The organism is Ruminococcus sp. RTP21484sp1_RTP21277st1_D2_RTP21277_210401, assembly GCF_040924225.1.
GTDB classification, from domain to species: Bacteria; Bacillota; Clostridia; order Lachnospirales; family Lachnospiraceae; genus Blautia_A; species Blautia_A faecis.
In genome coordinates, this window is sequence record NZ_JBCOMJ010000037.1 from 15,697 (window position 1) to 36,619 (window position 20,923).

General features: G+C 39.8%; 20 protein-coding genes and 1 tRNA gene. 19 read left to right on the forward strand and 2 right to left on the reverse strand.

Annotated features, from left to right (window positions below):
- Nucleotides 1–115: 115 nt before the first annotated feature.
- Genes AB5706_RS19735 through AB5706_RS19760 form a run of 6 tightly spaced genes read left to right on the forward strand, consistent with a single transcriptional unit; the run spans nucleotide 116 to nucleotide 6,526 of the window.
- A complete protein-coding gene (locus AB5706_RS19735; protein ID WP_173771639.1) occupies nucleotides 116–1,000 on the forward strand; it encodes a carbohydrate ABC transporter permease in 885 nt (294 codons plus the stop codon).
- Nucleotides 1,000–1,833: a carbohydrate ABC transporter permease gene (locus tag AB5706_RS19740; protein WP_118581874.1), complete on the forward strand. Its 834-nt coding sequence runs from the start codon at nucleotides 1,000–1,002 to the stop codon at nucleotides 1,831–1,833. The genes AB5706_RS19735 and AB5706_RS19740 overlap by 1 nt, the downstream gene beginning before the upstream one ends.
- A 17-nt stretch (nucleotides 1,834–1,850) precedes the next feature.
- Nucleotides 1,851–3,752, forward strand: coding sequence for a hypothetical protein (locus AB5706_RS19745; protein ID WP_173771641.1), 1,902 nt, complete (start codon nucleotides 1,851–1,853; stop codon nucleotides 3,750–3,752).
- Nucleotides 3,745–5,928: a 1,3-beta-galactosyl-N-acetylhexosamine phosphorylase gene (gene gnpA / locus AB5706_RS19750; RefSeq protein ID WP_173771643.1), complete on the forward strand. Its 2,184-nt coding sequence runs from the start codon at nucleotides 3,745–3,747 to the stop codon at nucleotides 5,926–5,928. Before AB5706_RS19745 ends, gnpA begins: the two co-directional genes overlap by 8 nt.
- Nucleotides 5,901–6,038: a hypothetical protein gene (locus tag AB5706_RS19755; RefSeq protein WP_368366284.1), complete on the forward strand. Its 138-nt coding sequence runs from the start codon at nucleotides 5,901–5,903 to the stop codon at nucleotides 6,036–6,038. The genes gnpA and AB5706_RS19755 overlap by 28 nt, the downstream gene beginning before the upstream one ends.
- Before the next feature lie 5 nt (nucleotides 6,039–6,043).
- Nucleotides 6,044–6,526, forward strand: a complete 483-nt coding sequence (locus AB5706_RS19760) for a polysaccharide deacetylase family protein (protein ID WP_278951415.1) — start codon at nucleotides 6,044–6,046, stop codon at nucleotides 6,524–6,526.
- A 13-nt stretch (nucleotides 6,527–6,539) separates the two neighbouring features.
- Here AB5706_RS19760 and AB5706_RS19765 read toward each other — a convergent pair whose 3' ends face one another.
- Nucleotides 6,540–7,106 carry a PLP-dependent aminotransferase family protein gene (locus AB5706_RS19765; protein WP_173771647.1) on the reverse strand — a complete coding sequence of 189 codons (567 nt, stop codon included), beginning with the start codon at nucleotides 7,104–7,106 and terminating at the stop codon, nucleotides 6,540–6,542.
- Nucleotides 7,107–7,430: 324 nt separating this feature from the next.
- Between AB5706_RS19765 and AB5706_RS19770 the strand changes: the two genes are divergently transcribed.
- The 5 genes from AB5706_RS19770 (at nucleotide 7,431) to AB5706_RS19795 (ending at nucleotide 13,080) form a co-directional block, all read left to right on the forward strand.
- On the forward strand, nucleotides 7,431–8,162 hold the full coding sequence (locus tag AB5706_RS19770) for a histidine phosphatase family protein (RefSeq protein ID WP_173771649.1): 732 nt from the start codon (nucleotides 7,431–7,433) through the stop codon (nucleotides 8,160–8,162).
- Nucleotides 8,163–8,783: 621 nt separating this feature from the next.
- Nucleotides 8,784–10,514, forward strand: a complete 1,731-nt coding sequence (locus AB5706_RS19775) for an ABC-ATPase domain-containing protein (protein WP_173771651.1) — start codon at nucleotides 8,784–8,786, stop codon at nucleotides 10,512–10,514.
- Nucleotides 10,515–10,702: 188 nt separating this feature from the next.
- Nucleotides 10,703–12,094 (forward strand): aminopeptidase, encoded by a 1,392-nt coding sequence (locus AB5706_RS19780; protein ID WP_173771653.1) that lies wholly within the window; start codon nucleotides 10,703–10,705, stop codon nucleotides 12,092–12,094.
- Between the two features lie 232 nt (nucleotides 12,095–12,326).
- A complete protein-coding gene (locus AB5706_RS19785; protein WP_173771655.1) occupies nucleotides 12,327–12,773 on the forward strand; it encodes a metallophosphoesterase family protein in 447 nt (148 codons plus the stop codon).
- 233 nt (nucleotides 12,774–13,006) lie between these two features.
- Nucleotides 13,007–13,080: transfer RNA gene (locus tag AB5706_RS19795), tRNA-Arg, on the forward strand.
- Nucleotides 13,081–13,206: 126 nt separating this feature from the next.
- On the opposite strand, the gene AB5706_RS19800 is transcribed toward AB5706_RS19795, so the two are convergent.
- Complete coding sequence (locus tag AB5706_RS19800) at nucleotides 13,207–14,136, reverse strand: GNAT family N-acetyltransferase (RefSeq protein ID WP_368366285.1); 930 nt, start codon at nucleotides 14,134–14,136, stop codon at nucleotides 13,207–13,209.
- A 348-nt stretch (nucleotides 14,137–14,484) separates the two neighbouring features.
- On the opposite strand from AB5706_RS19800, the gene AB5706_RS19805 reads away from it, so the two are divergent.
- The 8 genes from AB5706_RS19805 (at nucleotide 14,485) to asnB (ending at nucleotide 20,914) form a co-directional block, all read left to right on the forward strand.
- Nucleotides 14,485–14,937, forward strand: a complete 453-nt coding sequence (locus tag AB5706_RS19805) for a DUF4869 domain-containing protein (RefSeq protein ID WP_173771658.1) — start codon at nucleotides 14,485–14,487, stop codon at nucleotides 14,935–14,937.
- Nucleotides 14,927–15,328, forward strand: a complete 402-nt coding sequence (locus AB5706_RS19810) for an ATPase (protein WP_148461800.1) — start codon at nucleotides 14,927–14,929, stop codon at nucleotides 15,326–15,328. The genes AB5706_RS19805 and AB5706_RS19810 overlap by 11 nt, the downstream gene beginning before the upstream one ends.
- Before the next feature lies 1 nt (nucleotide 15,329).
- A complete protein-coding gene (locus AB5706_RS19815; protein WP_148461799.1) occupies nucleotides 15,330–16,007 on the forward strand; it encodes a hypothetical protein in 678 nt (225 codons plus the stop codon).
- Nucleotides 16,008–16,028: 21 nt separating this feature from the next.
- Nucleotides 16,029–16,286 (forward strand): hypothetical protein, encoded by a 258-nt coding sequence (locus AB5706_RS19820; RefSeq protein ID WP_148461798.1) that lies wholly within the window; start codon nucleotides 16,029–16,031, stop codon nucleotides 16,284–16,286.
- A gap of 230 nt (nucleotides 16,287–16,516) precedes the next feature.
- Nucleotides 16,517–16,822 carry a hypothetical protein gene (locus tag AB5706_RS19825; protein ID WP_148461797.1) on the forward strand — a complete coding sequence of 102 codons (306 nt, stop codon included), beginning with the start codon at nucleotides 16,517–16,519 and terminating at the stop codon, nucleotides 16,820–16,822.
- Nucleotides 16,823–16,892: 70 nt separating this feature from the next.
- Nucleotides 16,893–17,459 carry an RNA polymerase sigma factor gene (locus AB5706_RS19830; RefSeq protein ID WP_173734944.1) on the forward strand — a complete coding sequence of 189 codons (567 nt, stop codon included), beginning with the start codon at nucleotides 16,893–16,895 and terminating at the stop codon, nucleotides 17,457–17,459.
- Nucleotides 17,446–18,516, forward strand: a complete 1,071-nt coding sequence (locus AB5706_RS19835) for a DUF4179 domain-containing protein (protein ID WP_173734943.1) — start codon at nucleotides 17,446–17,448, stop codon at nucleotides 18,514–18,516. The genes AB5706_RS19830 and AB5706_RS19835 overlap by 14 nt, the downstream gene beginning before the upstream one ends.
- Before the next feature lie 373 nt (nucleotides 18,517–18,889).
- Entirely contained in the window at nucleotides 18,890–20,914 is a 2,025-nt protein-coding gene (gene asnB / locus AB5706_RS19840) for an asparagine synthase (glutamine-hydrolyzing) (protein ID WP_173716982.1), read from the forward strand.
- Nucleotides 20,915–20,923: the final 9 nt, after the last annotated feature.

Sequence of the window (20,923 nt, forward strand, 5' to 3'; positions counted from 1 at the left end):
TAACAAAAGTAAATGGGATATAAAAAAAACGATAGTCATATAAATTTTTTTGGATTTATAGAGAAAAAGATCAAATTTATAATAGAAACATAAAAAGAAGGAGGGCAAGGAGAGTATGAATGCCAATCATGTAAAACGAAATCTGCCATATATTTTCATGGCAATACCTGCGGTTTCTATATTTTCTGTGTTTTTTATCATTCCGCTTATTTTTACTACAAAATACAGTTTTTATAACTGGACTAATTTTTCGCCGGATATCGTTTTTTCAGGATTGAAAAATTATAAACAGCTTTTGGCAGATGGAATTATTTTGAAAGGATTAAAGAATACCCTGGTATTTGCAATCCTTACAGTATCCATTCAAAGTTTAATTTCTCTTCCTGTATCAGTGCTTCTGAATTCCAAATTAAGAGGAAGAACAATTTACCGAGGAATCTTTTTTGCACCCGCAGTATTAAGCACCTTGGTTGTTGGATATCTTTGGAAATATATCCTGTCTGCAAGTGATTATGGTTTGATAAACCAGGTGCTTTTGAAACTGGGATTTGAAAAAATCAACTTTCTCGGAAATGGAAAAATCGCTATATTTTCCATAATTGCAATTTCAGTGTGGCAGTGGTTTGGATGGTCTATGGTAATTTACATAGGAAGTTTGCAAAGTATTAGTGGAGATCTTTATGAAGCTGCTTCTGTGGATGGAGCTAACAGTTGGCAGCAGTTTTGGCATATTACATTACCAGGGCTTGCACCTGCCATAAAAATTAATTTTGTAACAAGCACGATCTCAGGACTGAAAGTATTTGATCTTGTCTTGTCAACTACAAACGGAGGTCCGGCACATCAGACAGAAACTATTCTGACATTAATGTACTCAAAATTTTCAGATGGAAATTTCGGTTATGCATCAGCTTTTGGAATTGTATTTCTGTTGATGACAATGGTTGTTTCCGCTGTAATGCTTGGAATATTTAAAAAATGGGAGGAGTATTTAAACTGATGAAAACGAAAAAAAATATTATGGAGATTTTGAAGCATGTTTATTTGCTAATTATCACGTTTATTGTTTTAACTCCTATTTATTATCTGCTTGTTACTACGTTTAAGTCAGGAACTGAAGCGGCTGCAAAGCCGATGGCACTTCCGTCTTTCTGGGATATTACACCATATATCAATGCATTTGAAAAAATGCAGTATCCAAGAGCATTTGGAAATACTCTTTTTATTACAATATGTGCTGTATTTGGCATTGTAATGTGCAGTACTATGTGTGGATATGTTTTAAACCGCAAAGAGAAAAGTAAAATTACAAAAATTATTTTTCTGGTAATTCTTTCCGGAATGATGTTTCCATACCAGATGGCAGTTCTTGGTCTGTACAAGCTGGTAAGAAGCCTGGATTTAATGAATACGCTGACAGCAGTTATTTTTATTGATATTGCTATCAATATTCCATTTGCTACTTTTTTAATGAAAAATTCCATTTCTTCAGTTCCTATAGAACTGGAAGAAGCTGCCAGAATTGATGGTGCAGGAGTATTCAGAATTTTTGGTACAATTGTGCTTCCATTGCTGAAGCCGATGATTGCTACAATCGTAATTTTAAATACTTTAAATGTATGGAATGATTTTATGGGACCGTTGTATTTTATACAGAAAAGAGAAAAAGATGTTATTTTACAGGAAGTATATCGCAATATCGGTCAGTTTTCTACAGACTGGACTAGTCTGTTTCCAATGATGGTATTAGGTATATTGCCGCTGCTGGTTTTCTATATATTTATGCAGAAATATATTATCAGTGGTGTAATGGCGGGATCTGTAAAAGGATGATATATGGAGGATTAGGTATGGAATTTATTGTTAAAGAGAATGAAAATCATCAGTTGGAAAGCATTGTAAACAAAAATGACAAATATAAAATGAACTGGGTTGCCACAGGTAAAAAATGGGGAGAAATGTTTCTTCCAGACGGAATTACAGGTAGAATAGAAAGAACGGTATCTACAAAAGGAAAGATAACTGAAAAATATATTTTTGTGAATAATCGGGATCGGGAGTATTTTCACAAAAAAGGTGAAATTGGTATTGCGGTACCGTTTCCTGATAATTATACGGCTGCTGAAATCTGTATGAGAGAGCGCTGTCATGCACACATCCGTTGCGGTGAAAGTCAGAGTTATATTGCCGGGATCAGAATGGGAGGAGAAAAACCAAATCTTGGGTTGGTTCTGAAAGAAGGCAAAATAGAAGGCTATAGCATTATAAGAAATGAAAAAGAACTCAGCAATGATCGCGGAACTATTATATTAAATCCTAAAATAAACAACTTAAAACCAGAAGAAAGAACCGTGATTCAATGGGATCTTTTCTGGTATGACGATCAAAGGGATTTTGAAGAGAAATTGCTTCATCAGGAAGGACAGCTGTTGATACAGTTGGAACATGGAATTTATTTTGAGGGCGAGAACTTAAGTTTTCATATAAAAGCAGATAAAGATATCTGGCATGAAAAAGAAATCGAAGTCACTCTTGTAGGTGAAAAAATTTCAACTAAAAAAACAGAAAACGGTAATTGCATAGATTATAAAATTAAAATGGATTCTGTAAGTCAGGGTGAAAAAGAGTTCTTCATAAAGAGAGGAGAATACAGTACATCTGCGGTTATTCTGGTATTACCAAGGGTGGAGAAGCTTGCAGAAAAAAGATGCAGATTTATTGTTGAAAAACAGCAGTATTTTTGCAGTGGAAGCCTTTTGGATGGTGCATTTCTTACTTATGATAATGAAGATAAGCGATTGGTTTATGAAAAAGAATACGATCATAACGGTGGCAGGGAAAGAGTGGGAATGGGGGCACTTCTGGCGCTCTGGCTGCAGAAAAATAAAGATATGAAAGTGGAAAAAGCACTGCAGAAATATACCGAATACATATACAGAGAGCTCTACGATGAGAATACAGGTATTGTATACAATGATGCAGGAAGAGATAATACCTGGAACCGTTTGTACAATTATCCATGGCTTGCAATTTTTTTTATGGAAAGATACAGATTGTATAATGAGGTTGCTGATCTTAAAAATATGTATAAAATTGTGAAATCTTATTATGCACAAGACGGAGCTTCATTCTATGCAATTGGAATCCCTATGCTGGAATCTGTGAATTTATTGAAATCGGGTGGTATGGAAAGAGAGGCAGAGGAACTTCTGAGATACTATGAAACACATGGCAAAATGCTTATAAAAAACGGATTATGTTATCCACCGCATGAAGTAAAATATGAGCAGAGTATTGTTGCCCCAGCAGTAAATTATCTTTTTCAGTTATACGAACTTACAGGAAAAATATTATATCTGGAAGAAGGAAAGAAACAATTAGCTGTACTGGTACTGTTTAATGGACATCAGCCAGATTTTCATATGTATGAAAATGCGGTTCGTCATTGGGATGGATATTGGTTTGGAAAGTACAAAAACCTTGGAGATACATTTCCACATTACTGGAGTTCTTTAAGTGGTGTTGCTTTTCGGGAATATGAAAAAATAACCGGTGAGAGATCATATGGCGTAAAGGCGGAAAATTCATTGCGAGGTGTACTAAGTATGATAAATAGTGACGGAAGTGCAAGCTGCGCATATGTATATCCTTTTATGGTTAACAACGTAAGATGCCAGTATGCGGATCCATGGGCAAATGATCAGGACTGGGCATTGTACTACTACTTGAAAGAGGGCAAAAATTATGACTGAGTTAGAAAATAAAGGTGGCTTTACCTTGCCTGGTGAGGCTGGTTATGAAAAATTGACCTTAGAACTTGCAAAAAAATGGGGAGCAGATGTAATAAGGGATTCTGATGGGACAGAACTGTCTCCGGAGATAACGGAGGCAGGATATGGTATTTATTCTACTATTTGTATTATCCGCGGTCATAATCCCTGGGCTATGGAAAATTTGGATAAATTGCAGCAGACTTTTCTTGTCACAGAACCGAAAACTGCAGTTGAGCATTGTCTGGAACTAGAGCTCTTAAAAGAGTTTTTTCAGGAGCAGTTTAAAATTAATGACAGTGCAGAAGCTTTGGGGTACTGGCAGGTGTATGACCGCACAACTGACAAGGAAGTAAATAAAGAAAACTGGAGTTATGATAAGAAAAAAGGTGTTGTCAGGATTGAAAACTGTGTATTATGGCACAAATATACAGTCAGTTTTCTGGCATATCGAATTTGGGAAGAAATTTCCATGTATAATCATATTACCAATAACTGGGATAAAGAGCATCTTATACCGATAGATCCTGTATACGCTGAAACACAGGTTTATTTAATTAATTGGATGAAAGAATGGTGCGAAGAACATCCTGCAACTACAGTGGTTCGTTTTACCTCTATGTTTTATAATTTTGTCTGGATTTGGGGAAGCGATGCCAGAAAACGAAATTTATTTACAGACTGGGGCTCCTACGATTTTACAGTGAGTCCTCTTGCTTTACACAATTTCGAACAGAAATATGGATATGCACTTACCGCAGAGGATTTTGTGAATCAGGGGAAATATCGGGTAACCCATATGCCGCCAACAAAAGCAAAAAAAGACTGGATGGAATTTATTAATGATTTTGTAATTTCATTTGGAAAAAAACTAATAGATATTGTGCATGAATATGGAAAAAAGGCTTACGTATTTTACGATGACAGCTGGGTTGGAATTGAACCATATAATGACAGATTTTATGAATTTGGTTTTGATGGGATTATTAAATGCGTATTTTCCGGGTATGAAGCACGTCTTTGTGCAGGTGTAGATACAGAAGTTCATGAACTCAGGCTTCATCCTTATCTTTTCCCGGTGGGGCTTGGAGGAGCTCCTACATTTACAGAGGGAGGAAATCCTACAAGGGATGCAATGCAGTATTGGAGAAATGTAAGGCGTGCATTGTTGCGTGAACCGATTCAAAGAATTGGATTAGGCGGATATTTACATCTTACGGAGAATTATCCGGATTTTTGCGATTACATTGAAAAAGTTGCAGATGAATTTCGCATGTTGAAGTCTTTTCATGAAAAAGGAAAGCCTTGGACCTTGAAAACCAAAGTAGCGGTTTTACATTGTTGGGGCAAATTGCGTTCATGGACTTTGTCTGGACATTTTCATGAAACATATATGCATAATTTGATTCATATAAATGAGGCGCTTTCAGGTTTGCCTGTGGATGTTGATTTTATTGATTTTGAGACAGCCAGAAGCGGAGATTTATCCAGATACAAAGTCATTATTAATGCAGGAAAAGCGGGTGACGCATGGAGTGGCGGTGATAACTGGAAAGACGTGAAAGTTGTTGAGGCAATTACAAAGTGGGTATATGAAGGGGGCTGTTTTATTGGAATTGGCGAGCCATCAGCAACCAGTGGATATGATACGTTTTTCAGATTGGCACAGGTACTGGGCGTAGATGAAGATAATGGGGCAAGGGTATGTCATGGAAAATGGGAGTATGAAGTAAAAGCACCACAAAATCATATATTAGATATACTGGAATGGCCAGTAATGGAACATATATACCTGACAGATAAAAAAACAGAGGTATTGGCAGAGGCTGCAGGTGGGTATCCGGGTATTACCAGACACCAGTTTGGAAAAGGAAGTGGAATTTATATGACGGGATTTGCTTTTTCAGAGGAAAGTACCAGATTATTGTTGCAATTGATATTAGAGGCTGGACGGGAAGAACAGGCAGAATGCATTACAGATAATCTGCATGTGGAATGTGCCTATTATCCAGACGCACAAAAATTAGTTGTTATTAATAATTCAGGAGAGAAACAAACAACAAAGATTGTATGTGAAGGAGCCGTTTGGAGCATGCAGCTTGAAGGATATGAAACGAGGCTACAGAATATATGTGGGATGGGAAACAAAAGGCAGTAACATTTAGCTATGATGATGGAGTTTGCCAGGACAGGAGACTGGTAGCCATGTTCAACTATTATCATGTAAAAGCAACATTCAATATAAACAGTGGAATGCAGAAGGATTAAAAGAATTGTATAAGGGCCATGAAATCGCGGTTCATACATTGACTCATCAAGATTTAACAAAGCTTGATAAAGACACTGTATATAATGAAGTTTTCCTGGATAAACAAAATCTGGAACGGATGTTTGGCTGCCAGATTACCGGTATGGCGTATCCTTATGGAACATATAATGATGAAGTGGTTCAGATACTGAAAAAATGTAAAATTCAATATGCACGGTCAGTTGTGTCTTCCGGAGCATTTAAATTACAAAAGAATTTATTGATATTTAAACCAACTTGTCATCATGCTGACGAAAATATATGGGAACTTCTGGAGAAATTTTTAAAAGAAAAAAGTGAAGAAAAGCAGTTATTTTACATATGGGGACACAGCTATGAGTTTGATGTAAATAATAACTGGAAACGGATGGAAGAAATTTTAGACAGATTAATTGGACATAATAATATCTTTTATGGAACAAACAGGGAAGTGCTTCTTCCCTGTTAATAGAAAACAAAAATCAGACTAGCATTTTATCCAGACATTCTACAATCAGTCTGACATTCTTCAGCGCACCTAAAGTGTCGCCTTTTTGCTCCAGGGAGTGGTTGCAGCCCTCGAAAATCCCGCCGGTTTTATCGGGGAAGTTTCTTGCAGCAGCGTGTATCTTGGACTCCGGCATGTATGGATCAGCGGTTCCGGCGAAGAAGAGCCCGTTGATATCGGAGAGATAACGGAGGGTAGAAGGAATTGGAGTCATAAGAAATTGATGGACTTTTCCCTTCAGCTGCAGGGCTGTTTCAAGCTGGCAGGCAATTGTGGTACCGATGCTTTTGGAAATAAAAATTATATCATCGTATTCAGAAAAAGGAACGTTTTCCAACTGGGGAAGCGTTCTTTTTATTGCCAGTTTTATGATAGGTTCCAGTTCTGCTGGAGTGCGGCCGTGGAAGGTATGAATGTCCTGACCATAGTCAAGGCGGATGATTTCATAACCACGCTCAGCAGCCATGGAAGCAGTATAATAGAGAAGGGGCTTGGTGCAGGTATAACCGACACCTGGGAAAATGATGGCAAGTTTTTTCATGTGGGTACCTCGCTTGAAATCGTAAATTGAGTTATATTGAGGAATAAAATGTAATCTGAAAGTGGTTATTGCGTCCACTTAGTTCTTGTATTTATTAAAGTATGATCCGATCAGCGTCTGTTTGAATTCATATAAGATATGAGCGTCAAAAGACCCTTTGATATAGCATCATTATATACTTCTTTCACAAAAATTGTAAAGAAATGACGGTAAGAAATATGGTGAATTATCTGTGAAGATATGCTAAAATCGTTACTGTTCAATGAAATAAGAAATAGCTTGAAATTATTAGTGATTCAAAAGCAAATTACGAGGAGTGACATTATGAAATTATTGATTGTACGCCATGGTGACCCGGATTATGATATAGATTCCCTTACAGAAAAAGGCTGGAAAGAGGTGGAGTATCTTTCACAGAAGCTTTCCAAATTAGATGTAAAAGCTTTCTATGTATCCCCCCTTGGAAGAGCGAAGGATACTGCGGCTCCGACCTTGAAAAAGATGGGAAGAACAGCTACAGAGTGTGAATGGCTGAAGGAATTTCCCTGTCAGATCTGGCGCCCGGATGTGAAAGATAAGAAGATTATTGCATGGGACTGGCTGCCACAGGACTGGATGGCAGACGAGCGCTTTTTCCAGTATGACCACTGGTTTGAGAATGAGGCTATGCAGGAAGGTCATGTGAAAGAAGAGTATGACCGTGTGATCGGGGAGTTCGACAAGCTTCTCGCGAAGCATGGATATGAGAGGAAAGGTCACTATTATAAAGTAAATGAAGAGAATAATGACACGATTATTTTCTTCTGTCATTTTGGATTGGAGTGTGTACTTCTCAGCCATCTGCTGAATATCTCTCCGATGGTACTTTGGCATGGCTGCGTGGCCGCCCCATCCTCTGTGACAACTTTGACCACAGAAGAACGCCGTCAGGGAATCGCAGCTTTCCGCATGAGCTCTTTCGGTGATATTTCCCACCTTTATGCCAACAATGAGCCGCCGGCATTTGCAGCAAGATTTTGCGAAGCGTATGGAAATAAGAATCAGAGACACGACTGATATTGTGCATTGAGAAGCGTGTTGTTGTGAAGGGCGTGAACAGTAATCTTCATAGTATTAACGGATGGTAAGAGTTATGTTCTGACTTTCAGAAGATAATGAAACGTTATGATCTGAAAACAGGACACAATGGGAAGAACAGGGATGGAATTGTGATGCCAGTTACGAATTAGTTATTTTCATTTTAGAAATTTTAGAAAAAAATTATAATTTGGACAAATACCTTTCACAATTATGAGGTATGATATATACATCTTAAGAGAAAGAACTCTTAAGAAAAACTCTTTCCTTTCCCTAAAAAATGTATAAATAAACCACCGTCTGTTGGCAAGAACGCTGACTGGGCGGTGGTTTTACGTTGTGGGAAAATGTGCGAAAGGTGAACTTGAACAAGAGGGTTACTATTCACTGGTGACGTTCCGCGAGGTGTTTTTTGTGAACGTAGTTCACAGAAAACCCGAGAATTGCGGCGCGAAATCATGCGAATGCATGATTTCTGTGCATCGCGGAGTGCGTTGCTGTGAACGGAGTGAACAGTAACACAAGAGGAAAATCCTGGCTGGACAAGTCCGGAAATATTGTCTATAGTAAATAGGAAACATATAGACAATGGAGGTACTTATGCAGTCATCAAATCAGCTGCAGGACATGCTTCATTCCATCAATCGGAAGAGCTATCCTGCTTATAAATCCCTGAAAGGGGCATATCAGTTTAAGAAATATGTTTTGTCAATTGATCATGTGCAGGGCGATCCATTTGCGTCACCGTCCCATGTCAGTGTGAAAATTTCCCACAGAGAAGCTGGATTTCCAGCGGAATATTATAAAGATAAACTGACCAGAATTACTCTGGCAGACTATCTTACCAGACAGTTTGAACAGCAGGTGAACCGCTATACTTTTCGGGCAAAAGGCTCTGGAAAAAGTGGACTTATTTCTGTGACCAGATGCGGTCAGGAGGTGCTGGAGCGAACGGCCTGTGAGATTACAGATCAGGGGATTACCGTCCGGTTTTTTGTGGGTTTTCCGGCAAATGGACGTACCATAAATGCGGGAGAGTTGGAGAAAATCTTCTTTGAATTTCTGCCGGTTTGTGTGGAAAAAGCATTTGTATACAGAAATTTAAGTGGAAAAGATCTGGAGAATACTATTTTCCTGGCAGAAGATCAGGCGTATATCAGGGAAGAATTAAAGAAGCGTTTCCTGGTTGCTTTTGTAAATGACGGCGCGATTCTGCCAAGAGAGAGCGGTATTTCATCTAAGCCGATGAAAGGGAGCGTGACATTTTCTTCGCCGGAAAGTCTTCGGGTGACTATGGCGCTTCCCCATAAGGGAAAAATAACCGGAATGGGAATACCTAAGGGAATCACGTTGATCGTTGGTGGTGGTTATCACGGCAAATCTACCCTTCTGAATGCGTTGGAACTGGGCGTGTATAACCACATTCAGGGAGATGGAAGAGAGTATGTGATTACGGATCCTACAGCCCAGAAGCTGCGCTCTGAGGATGGCAGATTTGTGAAAGATGTGGATATTTCCCTGTTTATAAATGACCTTCCCAATAAAAAAGATACCACCTGTTTTTCTACGGAAGATGCCAGCGGAAGTACTTCCCAGGCCGCAGGAATCGTGGAGGGAATAGAGGCAGGAAGCAAGGTGTTTCTGCTGGATGAAGATACATCTGCTACTAATTTTATGGTGCGAGATGCCTTTATGCAGCATGTGATCAGCCGGGAAAAAGAGCCGATCACCCCATTTCTGGAACGTGCCCGGGATCTGTATGAAAAGGAGGAAATTTCCACAATTCTGGTTGCCGGAAGCTCCGGGGCTTTTTTCCATATTGCAGATACCGTGATCCAGATGGACAATTATATGCCGGTAGATATCACGGCAAAAGTCCGGGAACTTTGCAGGGATTATCCTTTAAATGAGAATACGGCAGCTGGATTTAAAGCACCACAAAGCCATCGCATCATGTCAAAAAATACGCCGTTGAACGGTTCCAAGAAGGATTATTACGGTCATTTTAAGGTGCAGGATAAGCCGGAAAGGCTGAAAGTAAAGGTACATGGCAGAGATGGTTTTTCCATTGGAAAACAGGAAGTGGATCTGCGATATGTGGAACAGCTGATCGACAGTGAGCAGACGGGAGCTTTAGGCGCATTGCTAAAATATGCAGTGGAAAAGCTGATTGATGGGAAAAGAACACTGCCGGAAATCGTGGAGCTGCTTTGCAGTAAACTGGAAAAAGAAGGGCTGTCTTTTTTGTCAGAAGGCTATACTTCCTGCGGCTATGCGGTGCCAAGACGACAGGAAGTATATGCTTGTTTTAACCGATACAGGAGACCTTGAACCGGATTTGGCCATATCCAAAAAAGCAGTGCAAAGTATTGGACTGCGCGGCAAAAGATTTGTGCAGGAAAACCTATTTGCCGGTAGCTTTTTACCTGGTTATACGCTATAATGAATTTTGGATGAGGAAAACACAGGGATTATTTTCCCTGTGTAAAATGAAAACAGGAGAAAGGTGGATATAGATTATGGAACGTCCAAACGCATGGCTCACATATTCAGATGCTGATATGCAGGATCTGGAAACTGTGGCAAAGAAATATCGTCACTTCTTAAATGTAGGAAAGACAGAACGTGAATGTATTACACAGATTGTGAAAGAGGCTGAGGAAGCAGGCTATGTTTCCCTTGAAGAAAAGGTGAAAAATGGCGAAGCTCTGAAAGCAGGAGATAAAGTTTACCAGGTTGGAATGCAGAAGATCATTGCCCTGTATCATATTGGAGAGGATGATCTGGCACAGGGTATGAATATCCTTTGTGCGCACATTGATTCTCCAAGACTGGATATTAAACAGAATCCGTTATATGAGGATACGGATCTGGCTTATCTTGACACTCATTATTATGGTGGAGTGAAGAAATATCAGTGGGTTGCTCTTCCAATGGCAATGCATGGCGTAATTGTGAAGAAGGATGGCACTGTTGTAAATGTAACTGTCGGCGAGGATGAGGACGATCCAGTTCTTTACATTACAGACCTTTTGATCCATCTTGCAGGACAGCAGATGGCGAAGAAGGCTTCCGAGGCTGTTGAGGGCGAGAAGCTGGATATCCTGATTGGAAGCCAGCCGCTGAAGGATCTTCCGGATGACAAGAAGAAAGAGGCTGTTAAGGAGAATGTACTTCGTATTTTGAATGAGAAATACGGTGTGGAAGAGGAAGATTTCCTTTCTGCAGAGCTTGAGATCGTTCCCGCTGGCAAGGCTCGTGACTGTGGTCTTGACCGCAGCATGATCGCTGGTTATGGACAGGATGACAGAGTTTGCGCATATACTTCCCTTTTGGCTCTTCTTGAGATGGAAGCACCGAAGCGTACAAGCTGCTGTCTCCTTGTTGATAAGGAAGAAATCGGAAGCGTGGGAGCAACAGGTATGCAGTCTCACTTCTTTGAGAACAGCGTAGCTGAGGTTCTGGATGCAATGGGACAGTATTCAGATCTCAGACTGAGAAAGGCTCTGAAGAATTCCAGCATGCTCTCCTCAGATGTAAGTGCCGGCTATGATCCTGCATTTGCAGAAGCTTTTGAGAAAAAGAACTCTGCTTATCTTGGAAGAGGTATCGTTCTCAACAAGTTTACAGGTGCTCGTGGAAAATCCGGCTCCAATGATGCCAATGCAGAATATGTGGCAAGAGTCCGCAGAATTTTTGACGATCATAAGATTTGCTTCCAGACTGCTGAGCTTGGTAAGGTTGACGTTGGCGGCGGCGGAACCATTGCTTTTATCGCAGCTCTTTATGGTATGGAAGTAATTGATAGCGGTGTTTCTGTTCTCAGTATGCATGCACCGTGGGAGGTTACCAGCAAGGCGGATGTTTACGAGGCGAAGAAGGCTTATAAGGCGTTTCTTCTGGATGCGTAAGTAAGAGCTAAAGAAAATTGGAAACGAGACAAAACACGCTCTGCGAGTTTGGACTCGTTATCGCAGCAGTCGCTAAGGTTTCATGCAAGCATGGACTTTGGCTTGTTGATTGTGTAAATTATAAAAATTACCGGGCAGACTTTATATGTCTGTCCGTAATTTTTATAGAAAAAATGTTAGATCCTTTTGAAATGTGTTTTTGAAAATTCTATTAAATGAGGAGAGTTGGATTATGTTGAAAAAACAGGCACCGGGAGAGACCATCCTGAAGGTGGGAGGAATGCTCCTGCTTTTTCTTGGCGTTCTGCTGGCATTTGGAAGTGGAAACACGCTTTCCCTGGTTATGAAGGGCAGCAGTGACAGCGCAGTTGTGGAATATCTGAATCAGAACGGTATGACTTACAGCCAGCTGGTGGCAAGCAATGTGATGGTTCTGGTGGCAGGAGTAATCTACCTGGCAGCTGGCGTGGTTGGTGTGAAACAGGCTGGTAAGGTGGAGAATGCAGGCCTTTGTGTGGGAATGGGAGGCCTTCTTATTGCAGAGGTTGTGGCAGAGGTGATCGTCACCCTGAATTTCGGAGATTTTGATCCGGCATCTGTGATCCGTATGCTGATGTTCCCGGCTATTTATATGATTGGCGCTGTGCTGAACTGGCAGGCGAAGAAGACCAGGAGATAGGAAGGCACAGTACAGAATGGATAATTGTGGGAGTGTTGCCAAATTGTGACGCACATCTTGCAGAAAGCCTTTTTCAAACACGCTTTAGAATTGCTTTTTAAATAGTGCCAATCGTGCAAAAAATACCTACAAAAAAATATTTAAAAAAAATTCCAAAAAGGTGTTGACAAAACCACAGGTATCGTGTAGAATATCCATTGTTGTGAGGGACAAATACTTCACAAGTAATAAATGTGTGTTTAGCTCAGCTGGATAGAGCGTTTGGCTACGGACCAAAAGGCCGGGGGTTCGAATCCTCTAACACACGTAACTAAGAAGCGGAATCATTGAGAAATCAGTGGTTCCGTTTTTTTGATAAAATCTGAAGTACGATATTATAGAAGAGAGCGTTATATCTAGATGGGATATAGCGCTCTGTTATCTAAAATGCGATTTAATGTGAATGCATTAATATAACACTCACGTTGGTGTTAAAATTGAGATGTTGAAATAAATTTTCTTCTCGGGAACTGCAAAAAACGGATAGATTTATAATATTGTTTTCCTTACAAAAATCCATTGCTGCTTCACAGAGCATATGAGCAATGCCCCTTTTGCGAAATACCGGCTCTATATAAATATCGGACAAAAATCCGGTTTCAGAGCAGAGGGAAGAAGAAAAATATCTGGTTATGCTGCACATTCCAACTGCCCGGTAGCCACGTTTGGCAAGAAAAAATATGGTTTTGCCGTTTTGTATTGCGGCAGTGAGTCGACTACACATTTCTTCCGTTAATGCAGGAACTCCGACTTCAGCTCGAAAACCATTTTCCAGTTTTTGAAGCTGCCAGTCTTCAGAATCAGTGAGGATTTCCACTGAGATTGGGGCTCTCTCCTTTGGGGAAAAGAGCATTAGGGGATCACCCCACTGGTCAGAACCATTTTGGACAAAACCAATGCTTTGCCAGAAATGTTTTCGTCGAACGTTGCCGCTATAGTTCAGCTCTGCATAAAATGCCCCATTTTTTTCAGCCCATTTCAGAAGTGCTCTGGCACATTCTTTTCCCATACCATTTCCACGGAATTCAGGGTAAACGCAAAAGTCCATAATAAAACATTTTCCATCTTCGCTTGTGTAAATCACAGGCATTGCAAAACCTACATTTTGTTCATTTTGATAAAAAAGCAGGTAGTAGCAACGATCTTGTGGTCTTTTGTGAATTATCTCCATATGTTGTCGATATTCGCCCCCGAGGAAATGATTTTGCTCCCCGTCTACAGAATCAGGAAAAATATCACGTTTGTAGTAATTGTAAAGTTGCTCCCAGAAAGCAGCGATTTCGATTTCCGTGACTGCTTCACGGACAGTAATTCGATTTTCCATTTTAATTCCTCCAGAATTTATTCGGAGGGTTAGGCTTAGGAAGTGTGAACCCTCCACACACGATTCATTTTCATAAAAAGTCCCCCTTTCGTAAGCGTATTTTGTATTCATACACTGATTGCAGTGTTGATACCAATTATTTCTTTATAAAAGAAGTATAGGCGATAGCTTGTATTTTGGCAATCAGGAATTTATATTAATGATTCTATAAAAGAACAATCCTAACAAAAATTGCTTTTCTAACCAACTGGGATGATGATATAATAAAACTGACACAAGGAACTATTTTGGAATTTTAAATAATATTATAACTATGGTACGGTAATTCCATCAAAGGAGTGACGCTGAATGATTGATATATATACAGAAAAAAAAGAGTCAAAAGATTGGATCATTCAAAATGATTTATATTTTAATTTGAATACCGGAAACGAAGAAATGACCCAAAATGAGAAAGAACTTATTCAGCAAGTGGATAATGCCAAATTAACTTCAGATAAGCACATCGAAACAAAGTATGGATTGGGTACCATTCGTAATTTATCTTCCGGATGTAAGACTTTGCTTAATATTGTAAAACATCCTGATAAAGTGATTTGTGTAGAAGAATGCGGACCGAATGTGCTAAAAATCATTTTTGCAATGGACAACATAAAAATTTATATGTCCAGACCATCACTGGCTGATATTCCGGATAGTGCAAAGTTCAGATTCAATGATTCGGATGTAGTAACTGGCAGTAAAGGGTATAATGCTTGGTGGAGCAGGGAGTATGAAAGGAGAGAAACTGATGATTTATAAAAATATTACGTTTAAAGCGGCTCCTTTTTCCTATGATTTAGTATTTGATGACAGAATTACTCTTGTTGGTGGAGATAGTGGAACCGGCAAAACAGTTCTCTATGAAATGCTGGAAGATTTAAGGTTTACTGATGAGTATAAAAGAATTAAATTATTTAATTATAAATCGGATAATCTTTTGGAGACGCTTAAACAGTGCCGTGGTAATTTTATTGTAATTGACAATGCAGATATTTTGCTTAATGATGAAATCCGAAGATTTATCAATTTTGAATTTTCAAATCAATATATGCTGTTTTCAAGAAATTGTGATGGTCTTAATGTATCAGATAAGAGTTTCAAGATTTTGAAGGTTGAGGGAAATCGGATAACGCTGGAAGAGGAACTGTGATATGAAATACTTATGGACTGAGGATACCGGCGCAGGACTTCATTTCTGGAAATTGGTTAATCAACTTTTCTTTGAAAATGCTCTTGTAGTTGAAAGCAAGGAAAGTAATCAGGGCATTCTGAATGCAGTATCAGATTTAAGACCAGAAGAGGAAGATAAGTATTATATTGCATTTGATTATGTAGTTGATAATCAGGATATCCGTAATAAATATCGTTTGTTGAAATCCATAGCAGAAAAATCAAATGGAAGAATAATAATTCTGGATATGATCTGTTTTGAATATTTGATTCTCGCATTTGATTATCTGGTTCCATGGACTGGTTCTGGAAAGAAGGATAAAATCAGGATTCGTGAAGCTGTTTTGTCGGCAATTGAGGATCATAGAATCAATTTGAGCAAGATTGATGATGAAAAGACGCTGCAGTATCTGGCTGGCTTTAAGAGATATTCTACAGAGCGGGTAATGAAATCACTGGTAGGTGAGTTTACGCAAAATGAGAAGTGGTCTGTTAAAGGGGCACTCATGGGGGAATGCTGGTATAAAAATTGCTGTATATCAGAACATCCGAATAATCTTCGTTGCGGTAAACCTGAGACTGAGGATGGTAATGAGAAAATGAGAATGTTGATTTGTTCAGAAGAAATTCAAAAATTATTGAACGAATTAATTAGGTGAAATGGAAAGGGGGAGAAGCGAATGTTCACAGCATTTAATTCAGAAAGCCTATGGATTGGTACAGACTTGAAAAGATTTAATGAGATCCGAGATGTTTTGGATAGAGAAAACATTAAGTATAAGTACAAAGTAAAAGACCAGCTGGGAGAATGGACAGGCAGCGGAACGCTCAGGGGACGTGTGGGAAGTGCAGGAAATCCAGCGGAGCAGGCCAAGCAGTATGAAATCCTTGTGGATAAGAAAAATCTGGAGCAGGCACGTTTTGTGCTTCAGAAATAATATTATACTTTTTATAAGACACCAAAACCTTAGAGAATGTTCAAAAAGGATTTGGTGTCTTTTTTATGCAGCAAAAATAGAAATAAATTTTACATAATTTTCAGGGTATGCAACGGACGCAAAAATTTTACGTGATATATAGTGAAAAAGGAATGAAGTAACTACAAAAGAGAAAACTGGAAAATATTGTTTACAGCTTATAGCTGAAAAAATTATGGAGATGAGGTAGGATGAATATGATGAAACGAAAACTGTTATTGATTGGAGTATCAGTAAGCATGCTGATTGGTGCAGTTTCAGTAGCTGCCAGTTCTGGAGTTGAATTGCATGAATTTTTCAATGCAAAGGGAGAACGGGTAATGTATCCATATCCATTAGGTACATTTAAGGAAAATCACGATTTGAGTATTGAGGGACCGCAGGATCAAGTATCAATAGGGCAGATTATTGAAACTGAAGACGGTAAAGAACGAGTAATTGCCGTAGATGGACAAGGCAGCTATGTGACAGAGGTATTGGATCAGGAAGGAAAATAAAAAATTCTCTTTTTGCGACCAATTGTAATAAAATACGTGATATAAAGTGAAAAAGAAAGGAGGGCACAGGATGGATGATTCACAGATCATTAACTTGTATTTTGCCAGAGATGAAAATGCAATTATAGAGACAAAAAACAAATATCAGAATATGTGTTATAGGATTGCACAGAATATTTTGTATAACAGGGAAGACTCCGAGGAGTGTGTAAATGATACATGGCTTTTTACATGGAATAACATTCCGCCCAGGAGACCATCTGTTTTTTCTTCCTTTGTTTCTAAAATAACAAGAAATACAGCGATAGACCGCTATCGCAAAAGAAATGCGCAGAAACGAGTGGATTCCCATATGGAGGATATTGCAGGAGAGGTGGAAAAGATTGGAAATGCAATTTCTTCTGACATTGAGGACTACCTGAAAAAGAAGGAACTTGTAAAGTTGTTTGACTTCTTTTTAGGGAAGCTTTCCGAACGTGACCGGGATATCTTTATAAGGCGTTATTGGTATATGGATCCTATAAAAAAGATAGCGGACCGACATGCCTGTGGGGAAAGCAAGATCAAGTCAATTTTGGCTCGCAGTAGGAAAAAACTTTATGGTTTGTTAAAGGAGGCTGGCTATGAAGGAGAGTAAAGGGTGGGAATTTTTAACTGCGTTTGAGGAGATCGATGAGAAATACATCTATCAGGCGGCTAAACCATGGAAAGAAAATAAAATCGTAATAGTCCAGCATTACATAAGGGGGGTGGCCGCCTGCATCCTATTAGTGGCAGTCATTGGCGTTGGTCTTATTCATCAGAAAAAGGTGGAAGCAGCCTGGTATAAAATGACCTCCCTTATTGGGCGGATTTTAGGAATTGAGAAGGGCACAGATGAATATGTGAAAGCAATCCAAAAGACAATTGAAAAAAATGGGATTGCGGTTTCTTTGGAGGAGGTTGCTGCGGATGAAAAAAGTCTCTGGGTTGCATATTCTCTGACAGACGAAAATGACGAAAATGATATTTCCATGAACAGTGTCCAGGCAGCCGTTGATGGGGAGGCATTAGCGTTAGAAAGGCAATATGCGCTTAATAACAGCACAGGATCAGAAAAAACAGCTTCTAAATACTTTGTAGCGAAGTTTAATCGAAGTAAAGCTGATCGTTCCCAGAAATTTGAAATTGAAATAGGAACGTTTCAAAATGAAAATGGGCAGGTTGAAGAGAAGGATGCGTATGAATTTTCATTTACAGCAGATCCAGAAGTTTTGGAAGCGGATACAAAGGAGATTGACATTCAAACCTCCATACCAATTGAGAAAAATCAGACGTTTTTGCTTTCAGAAATGAAATATAATATCTTCGGGTGTACTATTTCAGGATCATTTTCTGATATGGCAGAAGATGATGAATTCTGGATTCGAGGGAAAGACGACTTAGGAAATGAATATGTTTTTGATCTCACTTCCTATGAAAAACCGAATTTGATCTTTGAATTAGAAAATCTTGAAATTCCAAATCATGCAAAACAATTAACTTTGCAGCTTTATCATTTTTCAGGAACTGCAGGAGAAATCGTTTCCTACGAACAGAAGGAATCGGAAGATGCATATATAGAAGAAATCGGAACCGTATATGGCGAAAACCAGGCACCGGAAGATCTGGCGGTTCCGGTAGGTGAGAGTATTACGGTTGATTTACAAAAGTAAATTGGGCACATTTTTGCGGACGAATCACAAGAAACCTCTGTATTGACCGCCTGCGGAAAAAGCGGAAGCATTGAGAAATCAGTGGTTCCGTTTTTTCCGCAGGGGCGATTTTATACCAAAAATCATTTTGTAATTTACATGCCACTTTGCGGTAGATTTCACTTGAATTCGGGTATTGTAGGCTGGTATGAGAAAATTGTAAATACATGGACAGTTTTGGTTTATGTTATAATATCTCAAACTTTGATTCTAAAGTTCACTTCAAGGTACATTCTGTGCCATTTGCATACTCAAGGGGAAGAGGAAGCGTAAAGGGAAAAGAAAAATATAATGCCGTGGCAGAAGTACGCGGCGGTTAAACACGGAGGAAGATATGTGCGGTATCTGTGGATTTACCGGTCACAGGAATGACCAGAAGGCTGTGATCGAGAGAATGATGAAATCCATTGAACATAGAGGGCCAGACAGTGAAGGCTCTTTTTGTGGTGGCGAGATTACCCTTGGGTTTAGAAGGCTCAGTATTATTGACCTGGAGGATGGACAGCAGCCAATGGAAAGTGCAGATGGGAATCTGCAGATTGTTTTTAACGGAGAGATTTATGATTATAAAGAACTGCGGGCCGAATTAGAGGCAGCTGGCATTTCTTTTCGCACCCATTCAGATACGGAAGTGCTGGTGAATACCATTCAGAAGTACGGGGAAAAGGCCTTGGACAAGCTGCGGGGAATGTTCGGATTTGCTGTGTGGAATGAGAAGGAGCAGACTTTGATGCTGGCAAGGGACTTCTTTGGAATCAAGCCGGTGTATTATGCGCAGATCGACGGGCATTTCGTATTTGCATCTGAGATCAAGAGCATTCTGGCGTTTCCAGGGTATAAGAGAGAAGTGAACAGACTGGCGTTGGAGCAGTATCTGTCCTTTCAATATTCAGCACTGGAAGAGACCTTTTTTAAAGGAATTTATAAGCTGATGCCGGGGCATGTGCTTATTTATAGAGATGGAAAATATGAAATAAAATCGTATTTTAAAGCCAGACTTACACTCGGTCAATGGGAAGAAAGTCAAGAGAATTCAAATGTTGGGACTCGCAGGGATGAAAATGTCAATGAGTTAAAAGAAAACAATCCAGACATGCAGCCGCTTCAGGCCAGGCTTGAAACCATCCTGGACGATTCCGTAAAGCACCACATGTTAAGCGATGTGGAGGTTGGCGCATTTCTGTCCGGCGGTGTGGATTCTGGCTATTTGGCAGCAGCTTCCGGAGCAGACCAGGCCTTTACTGTAGGCTTTGACGAAGGCAATCGCTACAATGAGGTGGAAAAAGCTGCCCAGGTTGCGAAAGCAGCAGGCCTTAGGCACCATGTAAAAATCATTTCCAAAGAAGAATTCTGGAATTCCCTTCCAGACGTCATGTACCATATGGATGAACCTTCAGGAGATGCATCCGCAGTTGCCCTTTATTTTCTGGCACAGGAAGCTGCGAAGCATGTGAAAGTAGTGCTTTCCGGCGAGGGCGCGGATGAGCTTTTCGGTGGATATAACATTTACCGGGAGCCGGAAGCTCTGAAAATGGTTGGCTGGATCCCATTTGGAATCAGAAGGGCTGTGGGCCGGCTGGCAGCGAAACTGCCAGATGTGAAAGGCAGGGACTTCCTGATACGCGCAGGAAAGAAAGTAGAAGAACGATTTATCGGAAATGCATATATTTATGGTGAAAAAGAGAAAAATCAGATTTTAAAAGGAGGCGTGACAGGGCAGACAACCCAGGAATTCCTGAAGCCGTTTTATAAAGAAATTGAAAATGACCGTTTCCTTGAAAAGACAGACAGAACTAAGCACACACATAAAGTGTGCCGTATAGAAAAGAAAAGTGGAAGGGATGGATTGGGGAAATCTCACCTTCAGGATATGGAGAAAATGCAGTCCGTAGACCTCAATTACTGGCTTCCCGGCGATATCCTCCAGAAAGCGGACAAGATGAGTATGGCTCATTCCCTGGAAGTGCGGGTGCCGTTTCTGGACAAGGATGTATGGACGCTTGCAGCTGGGCTGCCTAAGGAAGCTAAGATTGCTGATGGTACAACGAAGGATATTTTCCGAAAGGCGGTCTCGAAGTATATCCCTCAGGATACTGACGGAAGGAAGAAGCTGGGATTTCCAATCCCCATCCGTGTGTGGCTGCGCCAGGACGACTGGTATCAGATGGTGAAAGAATTGTTCACATCAAAAGAAGCTGAAGAATTTTTCCATACAGAAAAATTGCTCCAGCTTCTGAGAGAACATAAAGAAGGGAAAAAGGACAACAGCCGCAAGATCTGGACAGTTCTTGCTTTCCTGATCTGGCATCATACATTTTTTTACAAGGAAAGTTCTGAACGTCAGCTGCAAAGTAACTGACTTTCCTAT

What these genes read in the sequence shown, in the direction of transcription:
- AB5706_RS19835 (WP_173734943.1), top strand. Translation starts at nt 17,446, where the DNA reads ATGAAGGAGAGTAAAGGGTGGGAATTTTTAACTGCGTTTGAGGAGATC.
- AB5706_RS19780 (WP_173771653.1), top strand. Translation starts at nt 10,703, where the DNA reads ATGGAACGTCCAAACGCATGGCTCACATATTCAGATGCTGATATGCAG.
- AB5706_RS19830 (WP_173734944.1), top strand. Translation starts at nt 16,893, where the DNA reads ATGGATGATTCACAGATCATTAACTTGTATTTTGCCAGAGATGAAAAT.
- AB5706_RS19770 (WP_173771649.1), top strand. Translation starts at nt 7,431, where the DNA reads ATGAAATTATTGATTGTACGCCATGGTGACCCGGATTATGATATAGAT.
- gnpA (WP_173771643.1), top strand. Translation starts at nt 3,745, where the DNA reads ATGACTGAGTTAGAAAATAAAGGTGGCTTTACCTTGCCTGGTGAGGCT.
- AB5706_RS19785 (WP_173771655.1), top strand. Translation starts at nt 12,327, where the DNA reads ATGTTGAAAAAACAGGCACCGGGAGAGACCATCCTGAAGGTGGGAGGA.
- AB5706_RS19765 (WP_173771647.1), bottom strand. Translation starts at nt 7,106, where the DNA reads ATGAAAAAACTTGCCATCATTTTCCCAGGTGTCGGTTATACCTGCACC.
- AB5706_RS19815 (WP_148461799.1), top strand. Translation starts at nt 15,330, where the DNA reads ATGAAATACTTATGGACTGAGGATACCGGCGCAGGACTTCATTTCTGG.
- AB5706_RS19825 (WP_148461797.1), top strand. Translation starts at nt 16,517, where the DNA reads ATGAATATGATGAAACGAAAACTGTTATTGATTGGAGTATCAGTAAGC.
- AB5706_RS19800 (WP_368366285.1), bottom strand. Translation starts at nt 14,136, where the DNA reads ATGGAAAATCGAATTACTGTCCGTGAAGCAGTCACGGAAATCGAAATC.
- AB5706_RS19745 (WP_173771641.1), top strand. Translation starts at nt 1,851, where the DNA reads ATGGAATTTATTGTTAAAGAGAATGAAAATCATCAGTTGGAAAGCATT.
- AB5706_RS19820 (WP_148461798.1), top strand. Translation starts at nt 16,029, where the DNA reads ATGTTCACAGCATTTAATTCAGAAAGCCTATGGATTGGTACAGACTTG.
- AB5706_RS19755 (WP_368366284.1), top strand. Translation starts at nt 5,901, where the DNA reads ATGTGGGATGGGAAACAAAAGGCAGTAACATTTAGCTATGATGATGGA.
- asnB (WP_173716982.1), top strand. Translation starts at nt 18,890, where the DNA reads ATGTGCGGTATCTGTGGATTTACCGGTCACAGGAATGACCAGAAGGCT.
- AB5706_RS19735 (WP_173771639.1), top strand. Translation starts at nt 116, where the DNA reads ATGAATGCCAATCATGTAAAACGAAATCTGCCATATATTTTCATGGCA.
- AB5706_RS19805 (WP_173771658.1), top strand. Translation starts at nt 14,485, where the DNA reads ATGATTGATATATATACAGAAAAAAAAGAGTCAAAAGATTGGATCATT.
- AB5706_RS19740 (WP_118581874.1), top strand. Translation starts at nt 1,000, where the DNA reads ATGAAAACGAAAAAAAATATTATGGAGATTTTGAAGCATGTTTATTTG.
- AB5706_RS19810 (WP_148461800.1), top strand. Translation starts at nt 14,927, where the DNA reads ATGATTTATAAAAATATTACGTTTAAAGCGGCTCCTTTTTCCTATGAT.
- AB5706_RS19775 (WP_173771651.1), top strand. Translation starts at nt 8,784, where the DNA reads ATGCAGTCATCAAATCAGCTGCAGGACATGCTTCATTCCATCAATCGG.